Genomic DNA, 19,160 nt, shown 5'->3' on the forward strand with positions numbered 1-19,160 from the left:
CGAAAGATAAGCAATATTTAAAAAATAAACCTTGAAAACACGAGGTTTTCAAGGTTACAGTTTCTAAAAATCGACTGATTTCTGTATTTTATTTTGTACTTGAATTCAAGATTTTTTCTAGAATTCGCATGGTAATCATATAGGTTGGTTTTACTCCCGTCAATCCTAACCCCCCCGAAGATAATGTACTTCCCGTCTCTAATGGATTATCCGAAGCATAATACGCATAACAAAGGAAAAGGTCTTCGGAAATGTGATGTCTAATTTTTGAAGCCACCTGAATCGCCTTCTGATAATGCGCTCCTTCCATTTCTAGTCCAATTGCTCGCCACGATGTATTCATGAAATACGAGAGAATATCTTTATTCTGCAACGAAGTTCCCAAAACGGTAATCATCGTTCCTTCGTAGGCTTTGATTTCATCATCTTCAAAATCAGAAAGCTCTAATGCGTTTTTAAAAGGATAGTTATCTGCAGTTCCTTCGAAAATATGCGCCGTTGGAATCATAATATCGCCTTTCGTGCCTTCCAAAATCCCTGCTTTCCCCATAATGGAAATAGATTTCACCTTCATGGTATAGACTTCTCCTGCACTTTCGTACGGTCTAAGTAATTCGTCCATGATTTCGTACGCCTGCTCTCCAAACGCATAATCAAAAACCAAAACCACATCATCACCGGAGAAATTAGATTTTGCAAACGGTGTGTTTTTCAACTTCACTTTGCTCAAATCGATAATCTGAACATCGATGTTACTTCCACTTTGATCATCAATATAAATCAAACCTTGTTTGGATGAAAAATCTAAAACTTTATCTTGAAGCGCCTTCTTATTGCTGATTTCTTCATACATTTTGTAATCGACCGTTCCATCCGATTTTTTTCCTAATGCATCATTTCCGTAAATCATGTTCTTCACCGAGTGCATATTTGCCGAAATAATGTGAAGTGGACGCATTTGCAACTGGTTTTCTACCAAAACACGTTTTACATTATTCGCCCAGCGATCACCAAACAAGTGATGACCTACTCGCTCTCTCAAAATCGCACTGAAGAAAACTTCACGCTCACGAATTCCTAACAAATCATCTAAACTCGCTCTTCCTAAATGATAAATGATTTTGAACAAACGATCTGGATTCTGATCATCCCCAAAACTATGATATGCATTTAAAGTCTCATCAAACGTTCTTCCTAAAAGCGACGAAAGGTGAATTAAAGCAACTTCTTTTTCTTTACGACTGTATTTTTTCTCACCAATAGCAACCTCTTCAATAATATGCCAAGCGCGTGTTGGTTTGTATTCTTCATCTTTATTATAAGCAAGTTCACGGATTTTATCCGCTTCTATATATAAGAAGGTAAGGTGCGTTAGGATATCATAAATCTCTGATCTTCCCAACAAAACCTCAATATTCATTTGATACTCGTCGATACGATAACAATTTCTACGACGTTTTTTTGGAACAATCACTTCAAAACTTCCTTTTTCAAAACCTTCATCTGATGTTAAATGAACAAAAGGTGTTTCCTCAATACCTTCAGGCAAACGATCAAGAACATACAAAAGTCCATCGAGTTCTATCTTATTAGGAACTCCCATGGAACCGTAAATTTCAGGCGCAATAATCATCAAAAGAGATCGTAAAGACTCTCCTGAGATTCCTGACGGCTTGAAAAAGCCTCTATAAAAAAGGTGACGCATTGATACATAAAGTTTCTCAATTGCTTCTGTAGTTTCTCTTGCTCTTGAATTTGCCATAGATTTTGATTTTAGAAAAGTCGACAAAGATACGGAATATAGTTAATGTTTAAAAATTTCACAAGTTTACTAAAAACTAAAGAATCTAGAATTAAAAGGCGATTACATTTATATGAACCTTCATTAATGAGATCGGAAACCAAATTTAAATGTTAAATTTGTACAACACCCCTAAAAAAAATAGGGGTAATTGAATTTTTTTTCAATTTTTTTATAAATTTGCCCTATCAAAATATAAGCTGATGTCAACATTAAGATTTAAAGCCTTAGCAGAACTTCCATTTAGAGATTACAGAAAAGACAATTTCGTGGACGTTCCCGTAAAACTTTCAGAATTATTCTGCAACAACGTGTTTTCAGAATACACTATGAGAGAGTATTTAACAAAAGAAGCATTCAATTCTATTATGGATGCAATCAAAAAAGGAACTCAAATCCAAAGACATATTGCAGATCAAGTTGCAGTTGCCATGAAGGATTGGGCGATGTCCAAAGGTGTAACGCACTACACGCACTGGTTTCAGCCATTAACAGGGACAACTGCAGAAAAGCACGATTCATTCTTTACACCAATTGAAGGCGACAGAGCGATCGAGCGTTTCAACGGCGGAATGTTAATTCAGCAAGAGCCTGATGCATCTTCTTTCCCAAATGGGGGAATTAGAAACACATTTGAAGCAAGAGGCTATACAGCTTGGGATCCAACTTCGCCAGCATTTATCATGGGAACAACACTTTGTATCCCATCGATTTTTATCTCTTACACAGGCGAAACTTTAGATTATAAAACACCTTTACTACGTGCTTTAAACGCAGTTGACGAAGCTGCTACAGACGTTTGTAAAGCTTATTTCGATAAAAACATCACAAAAGTAACACCAACTTTAGGCTGGGAGCAGGAATATTTCTTGGTAGATTCTGCCTTATATATTTCTCGTCCAGACTTGGTGTTAACGGGCAAAACATTGCTTGGACACTCACCAGCAAAAGGACAGCAATTAGATGATCATTATTTCGGATCCATTCCTACAAGAGTGATGAACTTCATGAAAGAATTGGAAATCGAATGTATGAAGTTGGGAATTCCAGTTACAACACGCCACAACGAGGTTGCTCCGAATCAGTTCGAATTGGCGCCGATGTTTGAAGAATGTAACGTTGCAGTTGACCACAACTCTTTGCTGATGGACATTATGGCGAGAATTGCACACAAACACCATTTCCATATTTTATTCCATGAAAAACCCTTCGCAGGTGTTAACGGAAGTGGAAAGCACAACAACTGGAGTTTGGCGACAGATACAGGTGAAAACCTTTTAAGTCCAGGGAAAAATCCAAAGAAAAACCTACAGTTCTTGACATTCTTCGTGAATTCATTGAAAGCGGTTCACGATTATGCAGATTTGTTGAGAGCAAGTATTGCTTCAGCAAGTAACGATCACCGTTTGGGAGCTAACGAAGCACCACCAGCAATTATCTCTGCGTTTATCGGAAGTCAACTATTTAGCGTTTTGGAAGAACTTGAAAAAGTAACCGACGGGAAATTATCTCCAGAAGAAAAAACAGAATTAAAACTGAACGTTGTTGGTAAAATCCCTGAAATCCTTTTGGACAACACAGACCGAAACAGAACATCGCCTTTCGCTTTTACAGGAAATAAATTCGAGATTCGTGCGGTTGGTTCTTCTGCAAACTGTGCGGAAGTAATGACGGTGATGAATGCCATCGCTGCAAAACAACTTCGAGTTTTCAAAACAGAAGTTGATGCATTAATCGAGGGCGGACTCAAAAAAGACGAAGCGATTTTTAATGTATTGAGAGAATACATCAAACAATCAAAAACAATTTTGTTCGAAGGTGATGGTTATTCTGACGATTGGGCAAAAGAAGCTAAGAAAAGAGGATTGAACAATCACAAAACAACACCAGAAGCTTTAAAGCAAGAATTAAATCCAAAATTTTCAGAGCTTTTTGAAGAACTAAAAATTTATTCTCACAGAGAATTCGAAGCGAGAAACGAAATCAAATTCGAGAAATATTCAACAGTTATCGACATCGAAGCTAGAGTTTTGGCTGATATCGCAAGAAACCATATTATTCCAGCGGCTCTTAATTATCAAAACAGATTAATTGAGAACGTAAAAGGTCTTAAAGAAATCTTTGGTGATAAAGAATTTAAGGTTTTAGGAAAAGAGCAAATCAGTTTGATTACTCAGATTTCCGAAAACGTTTCTAAAATCAAATTAGGAGTTGACGAACTTCTTAAAGAAAAGGAAACTGCGAAAAATACCACTGACACTCACAAACAAGCTAACGCTTACTGTAACAAAGTAAAGCCTTTGTTTGATGTGATTCGCGAAGGTTCAGACGCATTAGAAATGATGGTAGACGACGAGCTTTGGCCAATGACCAAATACAGAGAACTTTTGTTCACAAGATAATAAACAACAAAAAGCCGCACTGAGTGCGGCTTTTTTTTATTCAATTTGAAAAAAACTATCGAAAACTAAATATCTAGTTGAAACGAATCCGCATCATTTAGAAATTGAAATCTTTTTCTAAAAACATCCAAAACATCCAAATCCACTCGAGCCGTAACTAAATCCCCTTTTTTTTCAGAAACAATACTTCCGTCAGGGAAATAACAATCGGTGCTTTCCTCATACTTTAGATTATTTCCATCGACACCAATTCGGTTCACCCCAAAAACATAGGCTTGATTTTCAATAGAACGTGCTTTCAAAAGCGTTCGCCAAGCATCAACTCGAGCTTCAGGCCAATTAGCAACATATAAAGCCAAATCATAATCGTTTATATTGCGCGCAAAAACCGGAAAACGAAGGTCATAACATACTTGAAGCAAGATCCTAACGCCATTATAATTGAAAACAACCCGATCTTTCCCTTTTGAATACACCTCATCTTCACCAGAATATGAAAACAAATGCCGTTTATCATAAAAATGATAACGTCCATTGGGTTCAACAAAATAGAAGCGATTGAAGAATTTCCCATTTTCAGCGATTGAAACACTTCCCGCCACAGCGAAACCACGTTTATGGGCTAGATTTTTCATCCAATTCAAAGTCACTTCATCACCATCAGCAATCTCTGCGGGCTCCATACAAAAACCCGTGGAAAACATCTCTGGCAGGAGCAAAACGTCCGTTTCTACATTTTGAATTTCTTTCGAAATTAATTCAAAGTTCTCCTCTTGGTTTTTCCACTGAATATCCAAATTCAGGGCTGTAATTTTTAAACAGGTCATCACAATATCTTTTATAAACACCGATTAAAATTATAAATTTTTCCCGTAATAATGTTAAACTAGAAAATAAAATGGTCTTATTTTTGTTAGAGATAAAAAAGATTATTGAATATGAAGAAATTTTTTATTGGAGCAGCGCTCTTAGTAGGAAGTCAAATGGCATTTTCGCAAGCATGGAGTGGCAAAGGTGATCAAAAAGCACAAGTCGCTTTAAACATCTATGGTAGTGAAGGTTTAGGAATCAAAGGAAGCTATGATTATGGTGTTGCAGATGCGATATCTGTTGGAGCAGGAGTGGGTTTCTTTTTTGGTGATAAAAACGAAAATTCGGATTTCACCATTCATGGTAGAGCAAACTACCACCTTCAAGACGCCTTAAATCTAGATGACCGAATGGATATTTATCCAGGAATCACAATGGGAATTGTTGGAAACTCATTTGATTTTGGAGCTCATGTTGGGTTCCGTTATTTCTTTACAGAAAAATTTGGAGCCTTTATTGAAGTTGGAAATCGTGGAGGCTTAGGATTAAGCATTAATCTTTAAAAATTTAAATAAACTTTAAAAAACATATTATGAAAAACTTATTTTCTTTTGCAGCAATTGCACTTGTAACAGCTGTGGGTACAGCTAATGTTAACGCTCAACAATACAAAAATGCTTTAGGTATTGCAATCGATTTAGGAGATGGCCAAACTTTAGTTGGGCCTCAGTACAAACATTCTTTTGATGGAAAAAATGCTGGTAACGTACAGGTTTTATTCGGTGACAATGTTACTACTATTGGAGCCGACTATACGTATAACCAAAGCATCGGTGGTGCTAGAGGTTTAGGCTGGTACGTTGGTGTTGGTCCTCAGTTAAGCTTTGTAAACGGAGGAAACAACGACAAAACTTTTGTTGCAATTAGACCACAACTAGGACTTGAGTACAAAATTCCATCTGCTCCATTGGCAATGCATTTTGACTGGAAGCCTTGGTGGAACCTTACAAACGATTCAAATTTTGAAGCAGGAAGATTTAGCTTAGGGTTTAAATATACTTTTAACTAAGTAGAACTATTTCAAAATAAGACAAAAAGACTCTCTTTACGAGGGTCTTTTTCTTTGGCATAGTTTTGATAATCCTTACATTTGCAAATCTTTAATTTTAAAATACATTAATGGAATTAGCATTAAAAATATTTCAGTTTGTACTAAGCATATCAATTCTTGTCGTATTACATGAGCTCGGGCACTTTTTACCAGCTCGTTGGTTCAGAACTCGAGCAGAGAAATTCTTTTTATTCTTCGACCCTTGGTTTTCAATTTTCTCAATGAAGAAAATTAAAGGTTCTTGGAAATTCAAATTCTTTTCGAAAAACCTTCCAGACACGAAAGTTATTGAAGTAAATGGCGAGAAAAAAGAAGTTCCACTTGATTTAGATGAACTTTCGGACGACGATTGGAGAAAATATCCTGAAAACACCAAATACGGAATTGGATGGCTGCCGATGGGTGGCTATGTAAAAATCGCCGGAATGGTTGATGAAAGCATGGATATTGAGCAATTGAAAAAACCTGCTCAAAGTTGGGAATTCAGATCCAAACCGGCTTGGCAACGATTAATTATCATGTTAGGAGGTGTTACCGTTAACTTTTTCTTAGCGTGGTTCATTTTTTCCGCATTGGTGTTCAAAAACGGGGAATCTATTTTTGATTCTTCAAAAATTACGGAACCTTTAAAATACTCCACAGCAGCCAAAAAAATGGGCTTCCATGACGGTGATGAAATTTTAACTGTCGATGGTAAAGTTCAACCAAACTTTAGAAAATTGGCTCTTGACGTTTTATTAAGTGATCACGTAACTGTTTTACGAGACGGTAAAGAAGTAACTTTCCAGACGAATGACGAAGGAAAAGCAGAAGCTTTCCAATCTCCAGACCCAAGAGGCTTTCTTTCACCAAGAATCAAGCCTGTTATGGACACGATTATACACGAAAGTACTTTGAAGGCGGGATTGAAACAAGGCGATATCATTACTAAAATTGATGGGAAAGAAATTGAATTCAACGATGAACTTGCTCCATTAGTTAGACCAAAAGCTGGAAAAACAGTTGATTTACAAGTTTTGAGAAATGGAAATCCAGTTGATCTTACTATACCGGTAAAAGAAGATGGAACTATTGGAGTTCTTCCTTACAAGCAGTTATTGAAATACGAAACTCACAAAGATTATTCATTTGGACAATCTGTTACCCGTGGTTTTACACAAACTATTGAAAGTTTAACCTATCAAATTAAATCATTCAAATTGGTTTTCAATAAAAAGGTTAAAGGATACAAAAATGTATCAGGCCCTATCGGAATCATCAATCAAATGCCGGTTTCAAAAGATGCGCACAATAATTATTCAATTGATTGGGATGCATTTTGGGCATTTACAGCAATGTTTTCAATTTGGTTAGCCTTCATTAACTTGATTCCAATTCCAGGATTAGACGGCGGTCACGTGATTTTCACACTATGGGAAATGATCACAGGAAAGCCTGTTCCGCAGAAAGTTTTAGAAAATGCCCAAATGATTGGAGTTATTTTCTTACTTGGCCTAATGGTGTTAATATTTGGAAATGACATATTTAAGCTTATAGTTGGGAAATTTTAATTAAAAAGATTAAAAAAAGTTCTAGAAATATTTGGTGTGAATCATTTTTCGTTATATATTTGCACCACTTAAAACAAAGGACATTCCTCCTTAGCTCAGTTGGTTAGAGCATCTGACTGTTAATCAGAGGGTCGCTGGTTCGAGCCCAGCAGGAGGAGCAAAAAGACTTACAGAAATGTAAGTCTTTTTTTATTTTATACTATCTTTTAAGAGTTTACAAGAGTTTTTGGGGATTTGTTGGATTGTGCTAGTGTTTAAATTTCATACAGATTTAATTAATAAAGGCATACAAAAAGGTACACTCTATTTTAAAACTAGGTCTCCATTCCTTGAAATCATCACTCAACTTGGGTATTGAACAAGGCAAAATATAATAACAAAATAAGACAAAAGCACTATTTTACAGATATAATATCTTTCAAAATCAATTCTCAAAGTTTACAAAACTGCATATTTAAAAAAAACCAAACTTTTTTAATTGTGTTTCATCAGGAATATGTAATTTTAAAGCTCACCAAAACAACACAAAACATTTATGAATTTCAATTCAAAAGTAGAAGAATCGTTCTACCAACAATCTGGTGCGCCAAAAATTTCAACTCAAATTCCTTACATCACCGTAGACAACTTTCCAAAACTTGGTTTAATGACCGCTTTACGCTTTTTAGAATGGGTAAGCGAAAATCCAAATGGAGTCATTAGTTTACCAACTGGAAAAACGCCTGAGTTCTTTATTAAGTACACGCAATTTCTACTTACAAACTGGGACAATGAAACTGGCAAAAAATATCGTGACACTTATGGTTTAAGCCATATTTCAAAACCAGATCTTAGCGGGTTGCATTTTGTTCAAATCGATGAGTTCTACCCAATATCTCCCGATCAACACAACAGTTTTCATCAATACGTAAGCAAATATTACATTGAAGGTTTTGGACTAAACCCCGAAAACGCATTGCTTATTAACTCGGATGAAATCACATTATATGAAGGAAGACACTTCAAAGAAGTTTTCCCAGACTACTCCATTGACCTTTCTTTACGCTATCGTGAAGCCAAAACAAAAACAGAAAAAATTCAGCAAGAATCTATATTTATCATTGATAATTGGTGTTCAAAGTACGAACAAAAAATTAGAGACAAAGGCGGAATTGGCTTCTTTTTGGGCGGAATTGGCTTCTTTTTGGGCGGAATTGGCCCTGATGGTCATATTGCATTCAACATCAAAGGTTCTGATACGTTTTCAACAACCCGATTGACAAGTACAAACTTCGAAACGCAAGCTGCTTCCGCTGGGGATTTAGGTGGAATTGAAATTTCACGAAACAGATTAGTAATTACTATTGGTTTGGAAACGATCACCTACAATCCAGACGCAGTAGCTCTAATTTTTGCTGCTGGTGAATCGAAAGCCGAAATTATCAAAAACTCGCTTGAAAGCCCTATAGATGTTACGTATCCCGCAAGTGTATTGCAACGTTGCAAGAACAGCCGTTTCTACATAACTATTGGTGCCGCAAAACTTCTTGAAGATCGTGTCGAAATGTATTATCAAAATGATGTTTGGTCAGAAGAAAAAACACTTCGCTCGGTTATTGATTTAAGTTTAAAACTTCAGAAATACGTTTCGGATCTTACGCTAGATGATTTAAAGGCGGATAAATACTGTTCATTAATTCCAAATTTATCAGAAAACACGAAAAACGAAGTCATCGATATTGTTTTACGTAAGCTTGAAGCAGGAATGGATGCGGAAGACAATCAAGTTGTTTATCATACAGGACCGCATCACGACGATATTCCTCTTGGAATTATGCCGTATATTAATTTCCAAGTAAGCAAACCGAATAACGAATTGCATTTTTCGGTGTTAACAAGTGGATTTAATGCGGTAACGAACGCATACGTCATCAAATCCTTATACAATACATTAGACTTCATCACTGCGGGAGAAGTTCAGATGCTTCAAATGGAAAACTATTTTGAAGCTGGATTTAACGATTGGTGGGGAAAAGACGTTTCGCACTTCCTAGATGGCGTTTCAGAGAAAAATCAATACGAAAAAGATCGTGGACTTGCTCACCGTTTGGTACGAATTGTCACCGATATTTACCATCCGAAATCTGAAGAAGAAGTTGTTGTGAAAATCAAGGAAATCATTGTTGATTTGGAAGAAACCTATCCTGGTTCCGTGAATTCACCGGACGTTCAAAAACTGAAAGGTATGATTCGTGAGTTTGAAGAAGAATTGGTTTGGGGACATTATGGAATTCCGGTAAGTAACGTTCATCATTTACGATTAGGGTTTTATAAAGGGAAAATCTTTACGGAACAGCCTGAGAAAAACCGAGACATTGTTCCAATTTTAGATCAGTTTAGACAATATCAACCCACGATGATTAGTTTGGTTATGGATCCTGAAGGAAGTGGACCAGACACGCATTACAAAGTGCTGCAAGCCATTGCTGGAGCCGTTAAAGAATGGTCAAAAGAAAAAGATCTTTCGCACGTAAAAATCATGGGCTACCGAAATGTTTGGTTCCGATATCATCCTGCAGAAGCAGACATTATCGTTCCTGTAACGTTGAATGATCTTCATATTTTGCAGAATTCGTTTGAAGAAAGTTATATCACGCAAGTTGACGCTTCTTTCCCAAGCTATGAATACGACGGAACATTCAGTGATGTGGCTCAAAAAACATGGGTGAATCAAATGCGTCAGATTCAATTGGTTTTGGGGAAAGATTATTTCATTTTCAACAAATCACATTTGCTAAAAGCAACTCACGGAATGATTTATACCAAAATGTTGACCGTTAATCAGTTTATTGAAATTGCTGAACAACTAGAATCAATCATGGAGGGAATCACTGAAATAGGCGATTTATAAAGGAAATTTGTGACATTTCGCAGTTTGTGATTTCATCAATAAAAAATTTGTATCTTAGGTAAGTAAGAAAATCAAATAAATAACCTCAAAAAAAGAGAACGTATGGAGTCGAATCTTAAAAAGCTAGTTGAGGAATCTCATAACATTGTCAACTCGAACCAATCTATCTATGAAATGGTGGAAAAATCGAGCAAAGCAACGAAGTCAAACAGCAGAAAAAATAAAAAAAGAAGCAGTCTTGCGAAAATGCGACTTCTTCGTATGACCTTGAAAGATCTTACGAAAAAAGTGAACGCTTTGCACGAAAGCCGCACTAATAAGCTAAAAGACGCTACAAAAAAAATGCAAGATTATTTTAGAAGTTCGGTTAAACTTGCGAAATAAACTCAAGCAAATGACATACACAAAGCCTATATCTCTCGATATTGGCTTTTTCCTTTACTTCAATTCATAAAAAAATCATAAAAAAATGGTTTCAAAACAACATAAGGCATAGTTTTAGTAAGCTAATGCATACCTTTGCACGTTCCTGTAAAAAGGACTTTTTTTATGTATATGACGAACCGTTTTTTCTTCACCATTTTCCTATGCTTTGGGTTGCTATCTTTTGGGCAACAAAAGAAAGCTGATTCCGCTGCTACAAAGGAAATCGAAGCCGTAACGCTAAGTAAAAAAACGGTTAAATACAAAAACAAAAAAGAAAATCCCGCCTACGCTATTCTTAAAGAAGTTTGGAAACGTAAGAAAGATAACGGTCTCGACAAATTTACAACCTACCAATTCGACGAATACGAGAAAATAGAATTCGATCTTAACAATATCGATTCCGCGTTCATGAAAAAGAAAATCTTCAACAAGATTGATTTCATGTTCGATTATGCCGATTCTACTGCAAATGGAAAGCTAGCACTACCCGTTTTCCTAAACGAATCCGTTTATAAAAATTTTGGTAAAAACAAACCAAATAAACAGAGCAAAAAAGAAATTATTGCTCAAAAAACATCTGGCTTCGAAGAAAACGAAACGCTTGCTTTAACGGCGAAAAACCTTTTCAAAGAAATCAACATCTACGACAACACGATTAATTTCTTCAATATTGGTTTTCAAAGTCCAATTTCCACAGATGGATTTAGTACGTACGAATATCAATTATTAGACAACACAACTGAAGGTGGCGAAGAAGTTTATACCATTTCGTATGAACCAAAACGTAAAGACGTTCTCGCATTTAAAGGCTATTTGTACATTTCCACAAGCACGTACGCGGTTGTTAAGGTGACGTTGAAGTCTACGCATAAAATGAATGTCAACTTTGTGAATCAGGTTTATGCAGAGTTTGAATACTCAAACCCGGATTTGGAGACATTTTTACCATTCCGAACGTATATGGAATTTGATCTTTCGCTGACATCGAAAAACAAAAACGCTAAAGGGATGACGTCTAAAAAGACGGTAAAATACTCAGGATATGAATTTGACAAACCTTTAGACGACAAAATTTTCGAAACGAAAGAAGAACCCAAAACCAACGCAAGCTTAGCAAAGGGAGATGAGTTCTGGGAAACTAGCCGAACGGATTCATTAAGCAAATCGGAATCGGGTGTTTACGAAATGCTTGATCAACTGAATGATGTTCCGAAGTTTAAACGTTTTATCAAACTCTACGAAACCTTAGGTTCTGGCTATTTCAATGTTGGAAAAGTCATTGATATTGGAGATTTGTATTCTACATTTGGATTTAATGATGTTGAAGGAACTCGACTTCGTTTAGGAGCAAGAACGTATTTTTCTCAAAATGATCCTTGGAGAATTCAAGGATACGGAGCGTATGGTTTTAAAGATCAGAAATTTAAATACGGAGCAGAAGCCAAAGGCATTATCAATAGAAAAAACCGCTTAATTATCGGTGCTGGAACCCGAAGAGATATTATGCAACTTGGAGTTCAGTTGACCAACGATGATGGGATTATGTCCCGTTCTTTTGCGTCGTCGTCTCTATTTGCTCGTGGTGAAAACGCAAGTTTAAGCGATGTTAATCAAACCAACGTGTTTGCTTCAATAGAACCAATTAAGAACTTTCAAATTAGGCTAGATGGAACGATGCAAAGTATTCGTTCTGCAAATCCTGGATTCAATTTACATTATTATCGAGACGATGTTTTGAGAAAAACCGTGAATGACTCCCACGTAACCTTAAGTTTAATTGCTCGACCTAAAGCAAAATATTCACAAACGGGAGTTGATCGCTACGAACACACAGCGTTGAATCCAACCTTCGTTTTGAAATATACCCGTGGTATTGAGGATTTGTTTAATTCGGATTTCAATTATAACAAACTGCAGTTTTTATATACCCAGCCGATTTTATTAGCGACTTGGGGAAAATCAATTATTACCGTTGAAGCGGGGAAAAACTTCGACACCGTTCCTTTAGCATTACAAAATGTCATTCCAGGAAACCAATCGTATAGTTTGGCTTCAAATACGTTTTCGCAGCTTAATTATTACGAATTTGTTGCAGATACGTATGCAACGATGCATTTTGAACATCATTTTAATGGAAAGATACTTTCGTACATCCCCTTGATTAAGAAGCTGAAACTTCGCGAAATCGGGATTTTCCGAGCCGCTTACGGAACCCTTAATGATGCTTCAAAGAATATTAATCTTGAAAATTGGAAATATTCTGCACCAGATCAACAGGTTTATTTTGAATACGGTTTCGGGATTGAGAATATCGGACTAGGAAACTTTAGAATCTTCCGTGTAGACTTCAACTGGCGAGGAAACTACCTCAACAAACCAGATATCTCAAAATTCGGCATTAAAGCTGGCTTTCAGATTAATTTCTAATACATTTTAGAAATCGTGAATAGTTACTCAAATAACAAAGCAACAAATACCCATTTACTAATTAATGTAATTTTGATTATAATTCAGTTAACTGTCTTTTTAATAGGTAGTTATTACATCCCAATAAGTCCTGAAAAAAAGTCAAACTGGATTCTACATATTGATTGGATGCCAATGATTATTCCATTCTTAATAATACTAACACTCTCAATAAGTATAAGCTTATTAAAATTTATCGATCTAGAATATAAGAGAAGAGTGTTATTATGCGCCTTATTTTTGAATATCCTTTTTCTTATTGCTTTATCCGTTGAAGCATACGATATTTATATAACGAATACCGCTCCACCAACACACTCACATTGAAATAACACCAATTACTTCTAATATTGTATTGGAAAATAAAGATAAAATAGAATTTTTCATCCTCCTAACAGCATCTCTCACCTAAATCTATCCATCGACATAAAACAAAAAATCCTGCACAAGTGCAGGATTTTTATATAGCGTTTTATTAAATTACGCGTTAGTCTCTACAGATACAAAAGATCTGTTGTTTGCTTTCTTTCTGAAAACTACTTTTCCATCTACAAGAGCAAATAAAGTGTGGTCTTTACCCATTCCCACGTTTTCACCTGGGTGGTGTTGCGTACCTCTTTGTCTCACGATAATGTTACCCGCGATTGCTTCTTGTCCTCCGAAAATCTTTACACCCAATCTTTTAGAGTGAGATTCTCTACCGTTCTTGGAACTACCGACTCCTTTTTTGTGTGCCATTTTATTCTACGGTTTTATTTGTTAAGTGCTTTAAATTCAGTAATGTGCTTTTCGATAAGCGCATCAACTTCTTCGTGAGTTAGGATGTTTTTCTCCAACTCAACTTTCAATGCTTTTCCTAAAGTGATCAACAATTCTCTGTTGTCTTTAGACTGAGAAAGGTTGTTTTTCTTTAAGTGATAGTTCAATTCGTGATCTTCACCGAAGTTTACTGTTTTGTGATCAGAGTTTGGGTTGCTAGAAGTTGTTGTTTCTTCTTTTGCAGGAGCCGCTTTTTTAGCTGGCTTCTTAGCAGCACCGTCAAATCCAGTAATTCCTGTGATAACGATTTGCGTTAATGATTGTCTGTGACCATTTTTTACAGCGTATCCTTTTCTTCTTTTCTTTTTGAAAACGATTACTTTATCCGCTTTTAGGTGATCAACGATTTCGGCATCAACAGTGATACCGCCTACAGCTGGGGCGCCTACAGTGATTGCTCCGTTTACAGTAAGAAGAACTTTGTCGAAAGATACTTTATCTCCCTTTTCTCCTTTCAAACGGTTCACAAACAACTTCTGGTCTTGCTCAACTTTGTATTGAAGCCCTGCTATTTCTACAATTGCAAACATTGTTTATAAATTTTTGTTAGTTATTCTATATAATTCGAGGTGCAAAGATAACAATAATTATTGATGTACAAACACTTGCAATTCTTTTTTTTGATTTTTCCGAGAATAAATATGCTATTTTAGTCATAAATGATATATTTACCCTCATATAAATTCAACGAAAAACGATGAAAAGAGATCTCTATATTGATTTTGCAAAAGGACTTGCAACTCTTTCTATTATCTTTATACACACGGCTTTTTGGTCGGGTCAATTCTACATCAAACCAGAAATACGTGTTTTGTCTTTGGTTTTCGACGTGGCTCTTTTTTACGCGCTTAGTGGTATAACTTCGGGCAATAACATCGAAAAAACGTTTTATCGCTTACTGAAATTACAAATTACGTACATGATTTTCGTGACTTTCCTTTTCTTTATGGATTGGTTCTTTAAGGTTTTCGGACTTTCATTTTTTGATTTGCAATGGCTCAAAGATTTCTATTCAACATTTGGGTCTAAATACGTTCCACAAAACATTTCCTACGAACCTCAATGGCAGAATTTAGGAAACTGGTATTTGCATTCTTATTCAAATGCAGACACATTCCCAGTAGTAATGGGTAGCTTTTGGTATTTGAAAGTCTATTTTATTCTAACGGTTTTTGGAGTTCTTATTCTTAAATTCTTTCCAAAACATATCAATTGGTTTATTGGGCTTTGCTTTGGTTTAACCATCATCTTCAACATTTTCCCACAATATTATCCTTCAGGACAAGTAGGTTATGTGGCGTTCTACATGGCTGTTTTCTTAATTGCGCATCAATTGAAAGGCAAAAAAATACCAACAAAAATGATTCCTGTTCTTTACGGATTGGTTGCGGTAGCTCTTTTTGGAATGTTTTGGTATTACGGCGCCGACATGTTCTATAAAATCAACAAGCAGAAGTTTCCGCCTAAAATTCCGTACATCATTTGGACTTTATTTTCGTTGACAACCTTATTTGTCCTTTATAATCGATTAAAAATTGAAAAGAATAATTTCATTTGCTACATAGGGAAAAACGCCATTTTCTATTATTTTGCCCAAGGAATCAGCTCTTCAATAGTCTATTTTTTAGTTGTTCCACTTAAAGATCAAATGAATTGGGTTGTTTTAATGTTAATCATCTACCCTATTAATATTGGTTTAGCTATTGTTATTGCCGAACTTTTGAAAAAAGTAGATGCTTTTGGCTGGAAAACCTTAGAAATTTTACGCAAAAAAACCGCTCAATAGCGGTTTCAACAATCAAAAATGGGTTTTGGTTTAACTTTTATTACCACCTCCTCTTGCGATTAAAGCGATAATAATAATTAAAACAACGGCTCCAATAACCAGATATAGAGGATTGGTGTACCATTCTGTTTCTGTAGATGTTGTCGTGGTAGTGACATTAACATCAGCTGAACCTTCCTTATCTTGAGCAAAAGTCATAAACGAAAATAAAACGGTGCTTAAAAACACCAAAACTTTAGAATACAGGTTTGGGATCATACTTTTTGTTTCCATACTAGTTTATTTTTTGGGTTAATATTTCGTATTCATTACGTGTCACTTGCAATACAATGTTAGAAGTTTTTTAGGATTCCGCGTTCATTCCGTGTTAATTATATAAAAATTCTTAAAAGTCTTTAAATCTCAATTTCTTATCCTTATTTTTACGCTAAATTTTTAATAATGTTTAAGCTGAAGTTACCTACAGACCCTCGTTGGGCAAATATTGCAGAAGGAAATTTAGAAGAAATTTTAACGGACCATGCGTGGTGTGAACAAAAAGCGGCAACCAATGCCATTGGTTTAATTACCATGCTTCCTGAATATCCAGAAATTGTAACCGAGTTATTGGCCATTGCTCAAGAAGAGCTTGATCACTTCAATCAAGTTCATGAAATCATCAAAAAAAGAGGCTACTCGTTCGGGCGAACGCGCAAAGATGATTATGTAAATGAATTGGTTAATTTTATTCAAAAAGGGGGAAATCGTGATGATTTGATCGTGGACAAAATGCTTTTTGCAGCGATGATTGAAGCACGCAGTTGCGAACGATTTAAAGTCCTTACAGAAAATATTAAAGATGAAGAACTCAAGGTTTTTTATCGTGAACTGATGATTTCGGAAGCCAATCACTATACAACTTTTATTGGCTTTGCAAGACAACTTGGCGACCCTGAAAGAGTGAATCAACGTTGGGAAGAATGGCTAGAACACGAAGCCAAAATCATCCAATCATACGGAAACAAAGAAACCATTCACGGCTAACGGATGGAAAAAACGAACTGGGAAAAAGCACTAAACATGTTCTTGAAATCTTTTTTTCAGGGACTGATGATTATTGGGCCATTTGCACTCACTATTTTCGTGATTTGGTACATCATTACGTCAATAGACAATTTGATCCCTTCCATTTCCATGCGTTTTCCTGGCTTGGTTTTCATCAGCGTTATCGCATTCACAGCCGTTTTAGGCTACCTAGGAAACAAATTCGTTTTTGGCCGATTTATATTTGATCAAATCGACTTTTTATTGGAAAGAACTCCGGGTGTAAAACACATTTATTCACCAACAAAAGATGTGATGTCTTCATTTGTTGGAGATAAGAAAAAATTCAACGATCCCGTTTGGGTGAAAACCAATGAACAGCCCGAAGTTTGGCGCATTGGCTTTTTGACTCAAAAAGAAATGGGAGCTGTAGAAAAGCAAAACTATGTTGCTGTTTACCTTCCACATTCGTATGCAATTTCAGGTTGGGTAATCGTTACCGAAGAAAAAAACATTAAACCCGTTGTCGGAATGAGTGCTGCCTCAGCGATGAAATTTGCCGTAAGTGGCGGTGTTGCTGGTTTCCATAGCGATGAAAATATATTTAAGGCACCAGAATGATATTCGTTAAATCTCTGTTGAAATTAAAAAATCAAACAAACATTTAACGAAAAATCTATGAAATTACCTTACGCAGAACCGTATAAAATTAAAATGGTGGAAGAAATTAGAATTTCCACCTCAGAAGAAAGAGCTCAATGGATTAAAGAAGCTCATTACAATTTATTCAACCTAGAAAGTTCAAAAGTATTTATTGACCTATTAACCGACTCGGGAACGGGCGCTATGAGCGACAAACAATGGTCTGCCATGATGTCTGGAGACGAAAGTTATGCAGGATCAAAATCCTTCCACGAACTTCATCAAGCCGTTGAAAAAATTACAGGTTTCCCTTATCTTTTACCAACACATCAAGGTCGTGCTGCAGAGAACGTTTTGTTTTCCGTTTTAGTAAAAGAAGGCGATGTCGTTCCTGGGAACTCGCATTTTGACACGACAAAAGGACATATTGAATTCAGAAAAGCATCAGCCATTGACTGTACCATTGATGAAGCGTTTGATATCGAAAACTTGTATCCTTTCAAAGGAAATATTGATTTAAATAAACTAGAAAAAATCTACAAAACCCATCCAAAAGAGCAAATTCCGTTTTGTTTAATTACGGTTACTTGTAATACTTCGGGTGGGCAACCGGTTTCTTTGGAAAACATAAAAGCAGTTCGAGAACTATCAAACCAATATGGTATTCCTGTGATTTTTGATGCTGCTCGTTTTGCAGAAAACGCCTATTTCATTAAAACAAAAGAGCAAGGACAAGAAAGCAAAACCATTAAGGAAATCTGCAAAGAAATGTTTTCTTACGGTGATGGAATGACCATGAGCTCTAAGAAAGATGGTTTGGTAAATATTGGTGGCTTTATTGCCCTGAAAAGTGAAGAATTGTACCAAAAAGCGTCTACGTTTGTCATTATTTACGAAGGTTTCCTTACCTATGGCGGACTAGCAGGTCGAGATATGGCGGCTTTAGCAGTTGGTTTGAACGAAGCTACGGAATTTGATTATCTCCATAGTCGAATTTCACAAATCGAATATCTTGGCGGATTATTAATGGAATACGGAATTCCTTTCCAAAAACCGATTGGTGGACACGCTATTTTTATTGATGCGTTAAAATTCCTTCCGAATATTTCGAGAGAAGAATTTCCTGCACAAACCTTAGGAATCGAGCTTTATAAAGAAGCGGGAATTCGTGGTGTTGAAATCGGAACCATATTAGCCGATCGAGATCCTGAAACTCGTGAAAACCGCTATCCAAAATTGGAATTATTGCGATTGGCAATTCCAAGGAGAACGTATTCTAACAATCACATGTTGTATATCGCTGTTGCTTTGAAAAACCTTTTCGAAAGACGATACGAAATCACTAAAGGCTATAAAATTAATTGGGAAGCGCCTATTATGAGACATTTCACTGTAAAACTAGAAGAAGTATAAAAATAAAAAGGGAGCAAATTG

General features: G+C 36.0%; 16 protein-coding genes and 1 tRNA gene. 12 read left to right on the top strand and 5 right to left on the bottom strand.

Translation table 11 applies throughout. The features are described from left to right. Positions 1-88 precede the first annotated feature (88 nt). A complete protein-coding gene (locus AC5XHR_RS07130; RefSeq protein WP_495950091.1) occupies positions 89-1,762 on the bottom strand; it encodes a DUF6909 family protein in 1,674 nt (557 codons plus the stop codon). Between the two features lie 242 nt (positions 1,763-2,004). Here AC5XHR_RS07130 and AC5XHR_RS07135 point away from each other — a divergent pair, with 242 nt between their 5' ends. After that, on the top strand, positions 2,005-4,203 hold the full coding sequence (locus AC5XHR_RS07135) for a glutamine synthetase III family protein (RefSeq protein WP_495950092.1): 2,199 nt from the start codon (positions 2,005-2,007) through the stop codon (positions 4,201-4,203). 65 nt (positions 4,204-4,268) lie between these two features. On the opposite strand, the gene AC5XHR_RS07140 is transcribed toward AC5XHR_RS07135, so the two are convergent. After that, positions 4,269-5,030 carry an amidohydrolase gene (locus tag AC5XHR_RS07140; RefSeq protein WP_495950093.1) on the bottom strand — a complete coding sequence of 254 codons (762 nt, stop codon included), beginning with the start codon at positions 5,028-5,030 and terminating at the stop codon, positions 4,269-4,271. Positions 5,031-5,141: 111 nt separating this feature from the next. Here AC5XHR_RS07140 and AC5XHR_RS07145 point away from each other — a divergent pair, with 111 nt between their 5' ends. The 7 genes from AC5XHR_RS07145 to AC5XHR_RS07175 all read left to right on the top strand — a co-directional run bounded on the left by AC5XHR_RS07145 (position 5,142) and on the right by AC5XHR_RS07175 (position 13,417). Continuing rightward, complete coding sequence (locus tag AC5XHR_RS07145) at positions 5,142-5,576, top strand: DUF6646 family protein (protein ID WP_495950094.1); 435 nt, start codon at positions 5,142-5,144, stop codon at positions 5,574-5,576. Between the two features lie 29 nt (positions 5,577-5,605). Then, positions 5,606-6,082, top strand: a complete 477-nt coding sequence (locus AC5XHR_RS07150) for a hypothetical protein (protein WP_495950095.1) — start codon at positions 5,606-5,608, stop codon at positions 6,080-6,082. 110 nt (positions 6,083-6,192) lie between these two features. Beyond that, a complete protein-coding gene (gene rseP, locus AC5XHR_RS07155; protein WP_495950096.1) occupies positions 6,193-7,674 on the top strand; it encodes an RIP metalloprotease RseP in 1,482 nt (493 codons plus the stop codon). A gap of 84 nt (positions 7,675-7,758) precedes the next feature. Beyond that, positions 7,759-7,832 (top strand) — tRNA-Asn (locus AC5XHR_RS07160). A gap of 377 nt (positions 7,833-8,209) precedes the next feature. After that, positions 8,210-10,564, top strand: coding sequence for a glucosamine-6-phosphate isomerase (locus AC5XHR_RS07165; protein WP_495950097.1), 2,355 nt, complete (start codon positions 8,210-8,212; stop codon positions 10,562-10,564). A gap of 102 nt (positions 10,565-10,666) precedes the next feature. Beyond that, complete coding sequence (locus AC5XHR_RS07170) at positions 10,667-10,948, top strand: hypothetical protein (protein WP_495950098.1); 282 nt, start codon at positions 10,667-10,669, stop codon at positions 10,946-10,948. 165 nt (positions 10,949-11,113) lie between these two features. Next, entirely contained in the window at positions 11,114-13,417 is a 2,304-nt protein-coding gene (locus AC5XHR_RS07175) for a DUF5686 family protein (RefSeq protein ID WP_495950099.1), read from the top strand. Between the two features lie 519 nt (positions 13,418-13,936). On the opposite strand, the gene rpmA is transcribed toward AC5XHR_RS07175, so the two are convergent. Next, a complete protein-coding gene (gene rpmA / locus AC5XHR_RS07180) occupies positions 13,937-14,194 on the bottom strand; it encodes a 50S ribosomal protein L27 (protein ID WP_495950100.1) in 258 nt (85 codons plus the stop codon). A gap of 14 nt (positions 14,195-14,208) precedes the next feature. Beyond that, entirely contained in the window at positions 14,209-14,805 is a 597-nt protein-coding gene (gene rplU, locus AC5XHR_RS07185) for a 50S ribosomal protein L21 (protein ID WP_495950101.1), read from the bottom strand. A 167-nt stretch (positions 14,806-14,972) separates the two neighbouring features. Here rplU and AC5XHR_RS07190 point away from each other — a divergent pair, with 167 nt between their 5' ends. Then, the gene (locus AC5XHR_RS07190) at positions 14,973-16,061 is read left to right on the top strand and encodes an acyltransferase family protein (RefSeq protein ID WP_495950102.1); all 1,089 of its coding nucleotides are present in this window, start codon (positions 14,973-14,975) and stop codon (positions 16,059-16,061) included. 30 nt (positions 16,062-16,091) lie between these two features. Here AC5XHR_RS07190 and AC5XHR_RS07195 read toward each other — a convergent pair whose 3' ends face one another. Beyond that, positions 16,092-16,334 carry a hypothetical protein gene (locus tag AC5XHR_RS07195; protein ID WP_495950103.1) on the bottom strand — a complete coding sequence of 81 codons (243 nt, stop codon included), beginning with the start codon at positions 16,332-16,334 and terminating at the stop codon, positions 16,092-16,094. A gap of 168 nt (positions 16,335-16,502) precedes the next feature. On the opposite strand from AC5XHR_RS07195, the gene AC5XHR_RS07200 reads away from it, so the two are divergent. The 3 genes from AC5XHR_RS07200 to tnaA are packed head-to-tail and all read left to right on the top strand — an operon-like array spanning position 16,503 to position 19,139. Continuing rightward, complete coding sequence (locus AC5XHR_RS07200; protein WP_495950104.1) at positions 16,503-17,084, top strand: MiaE family protein; 582 nt, start codon at positions 16,503-16,505, stop codon at positions 17,082-17,084. Positions 17,085-17,087: 3 nt separating this feature from the next. Then, positions 17,088-17,705 (top strand): DUF502 domain-containing protein, encoded by a 618-nt coding sequence (locus AC5XHR_RS07205; protein WP_495950105.1) that lies wholly within the window; start codon positions 17,088-17,090, stop codon positions 17,703-17,705. Between the two features lie 57 nt (positions 17,706-17,762). Then, on the top strand, positions 17,763-19,139 hold the full coding sequence (gene tnaA, locus AC5XHR_RS07210; RefSeq protein ID WP_495950106.1) for a tryptophanase TnaA: 1,377 nt from the start codon (positions 17,763-17,765) through the stop codon (positions 19,137-19,139). Positions 19,140-19,160 lie beyond the last annotated feature (21 nt).

It is taken from the genome of Kaistella sp. CFF1-2 (assembly GCF_059509915.1).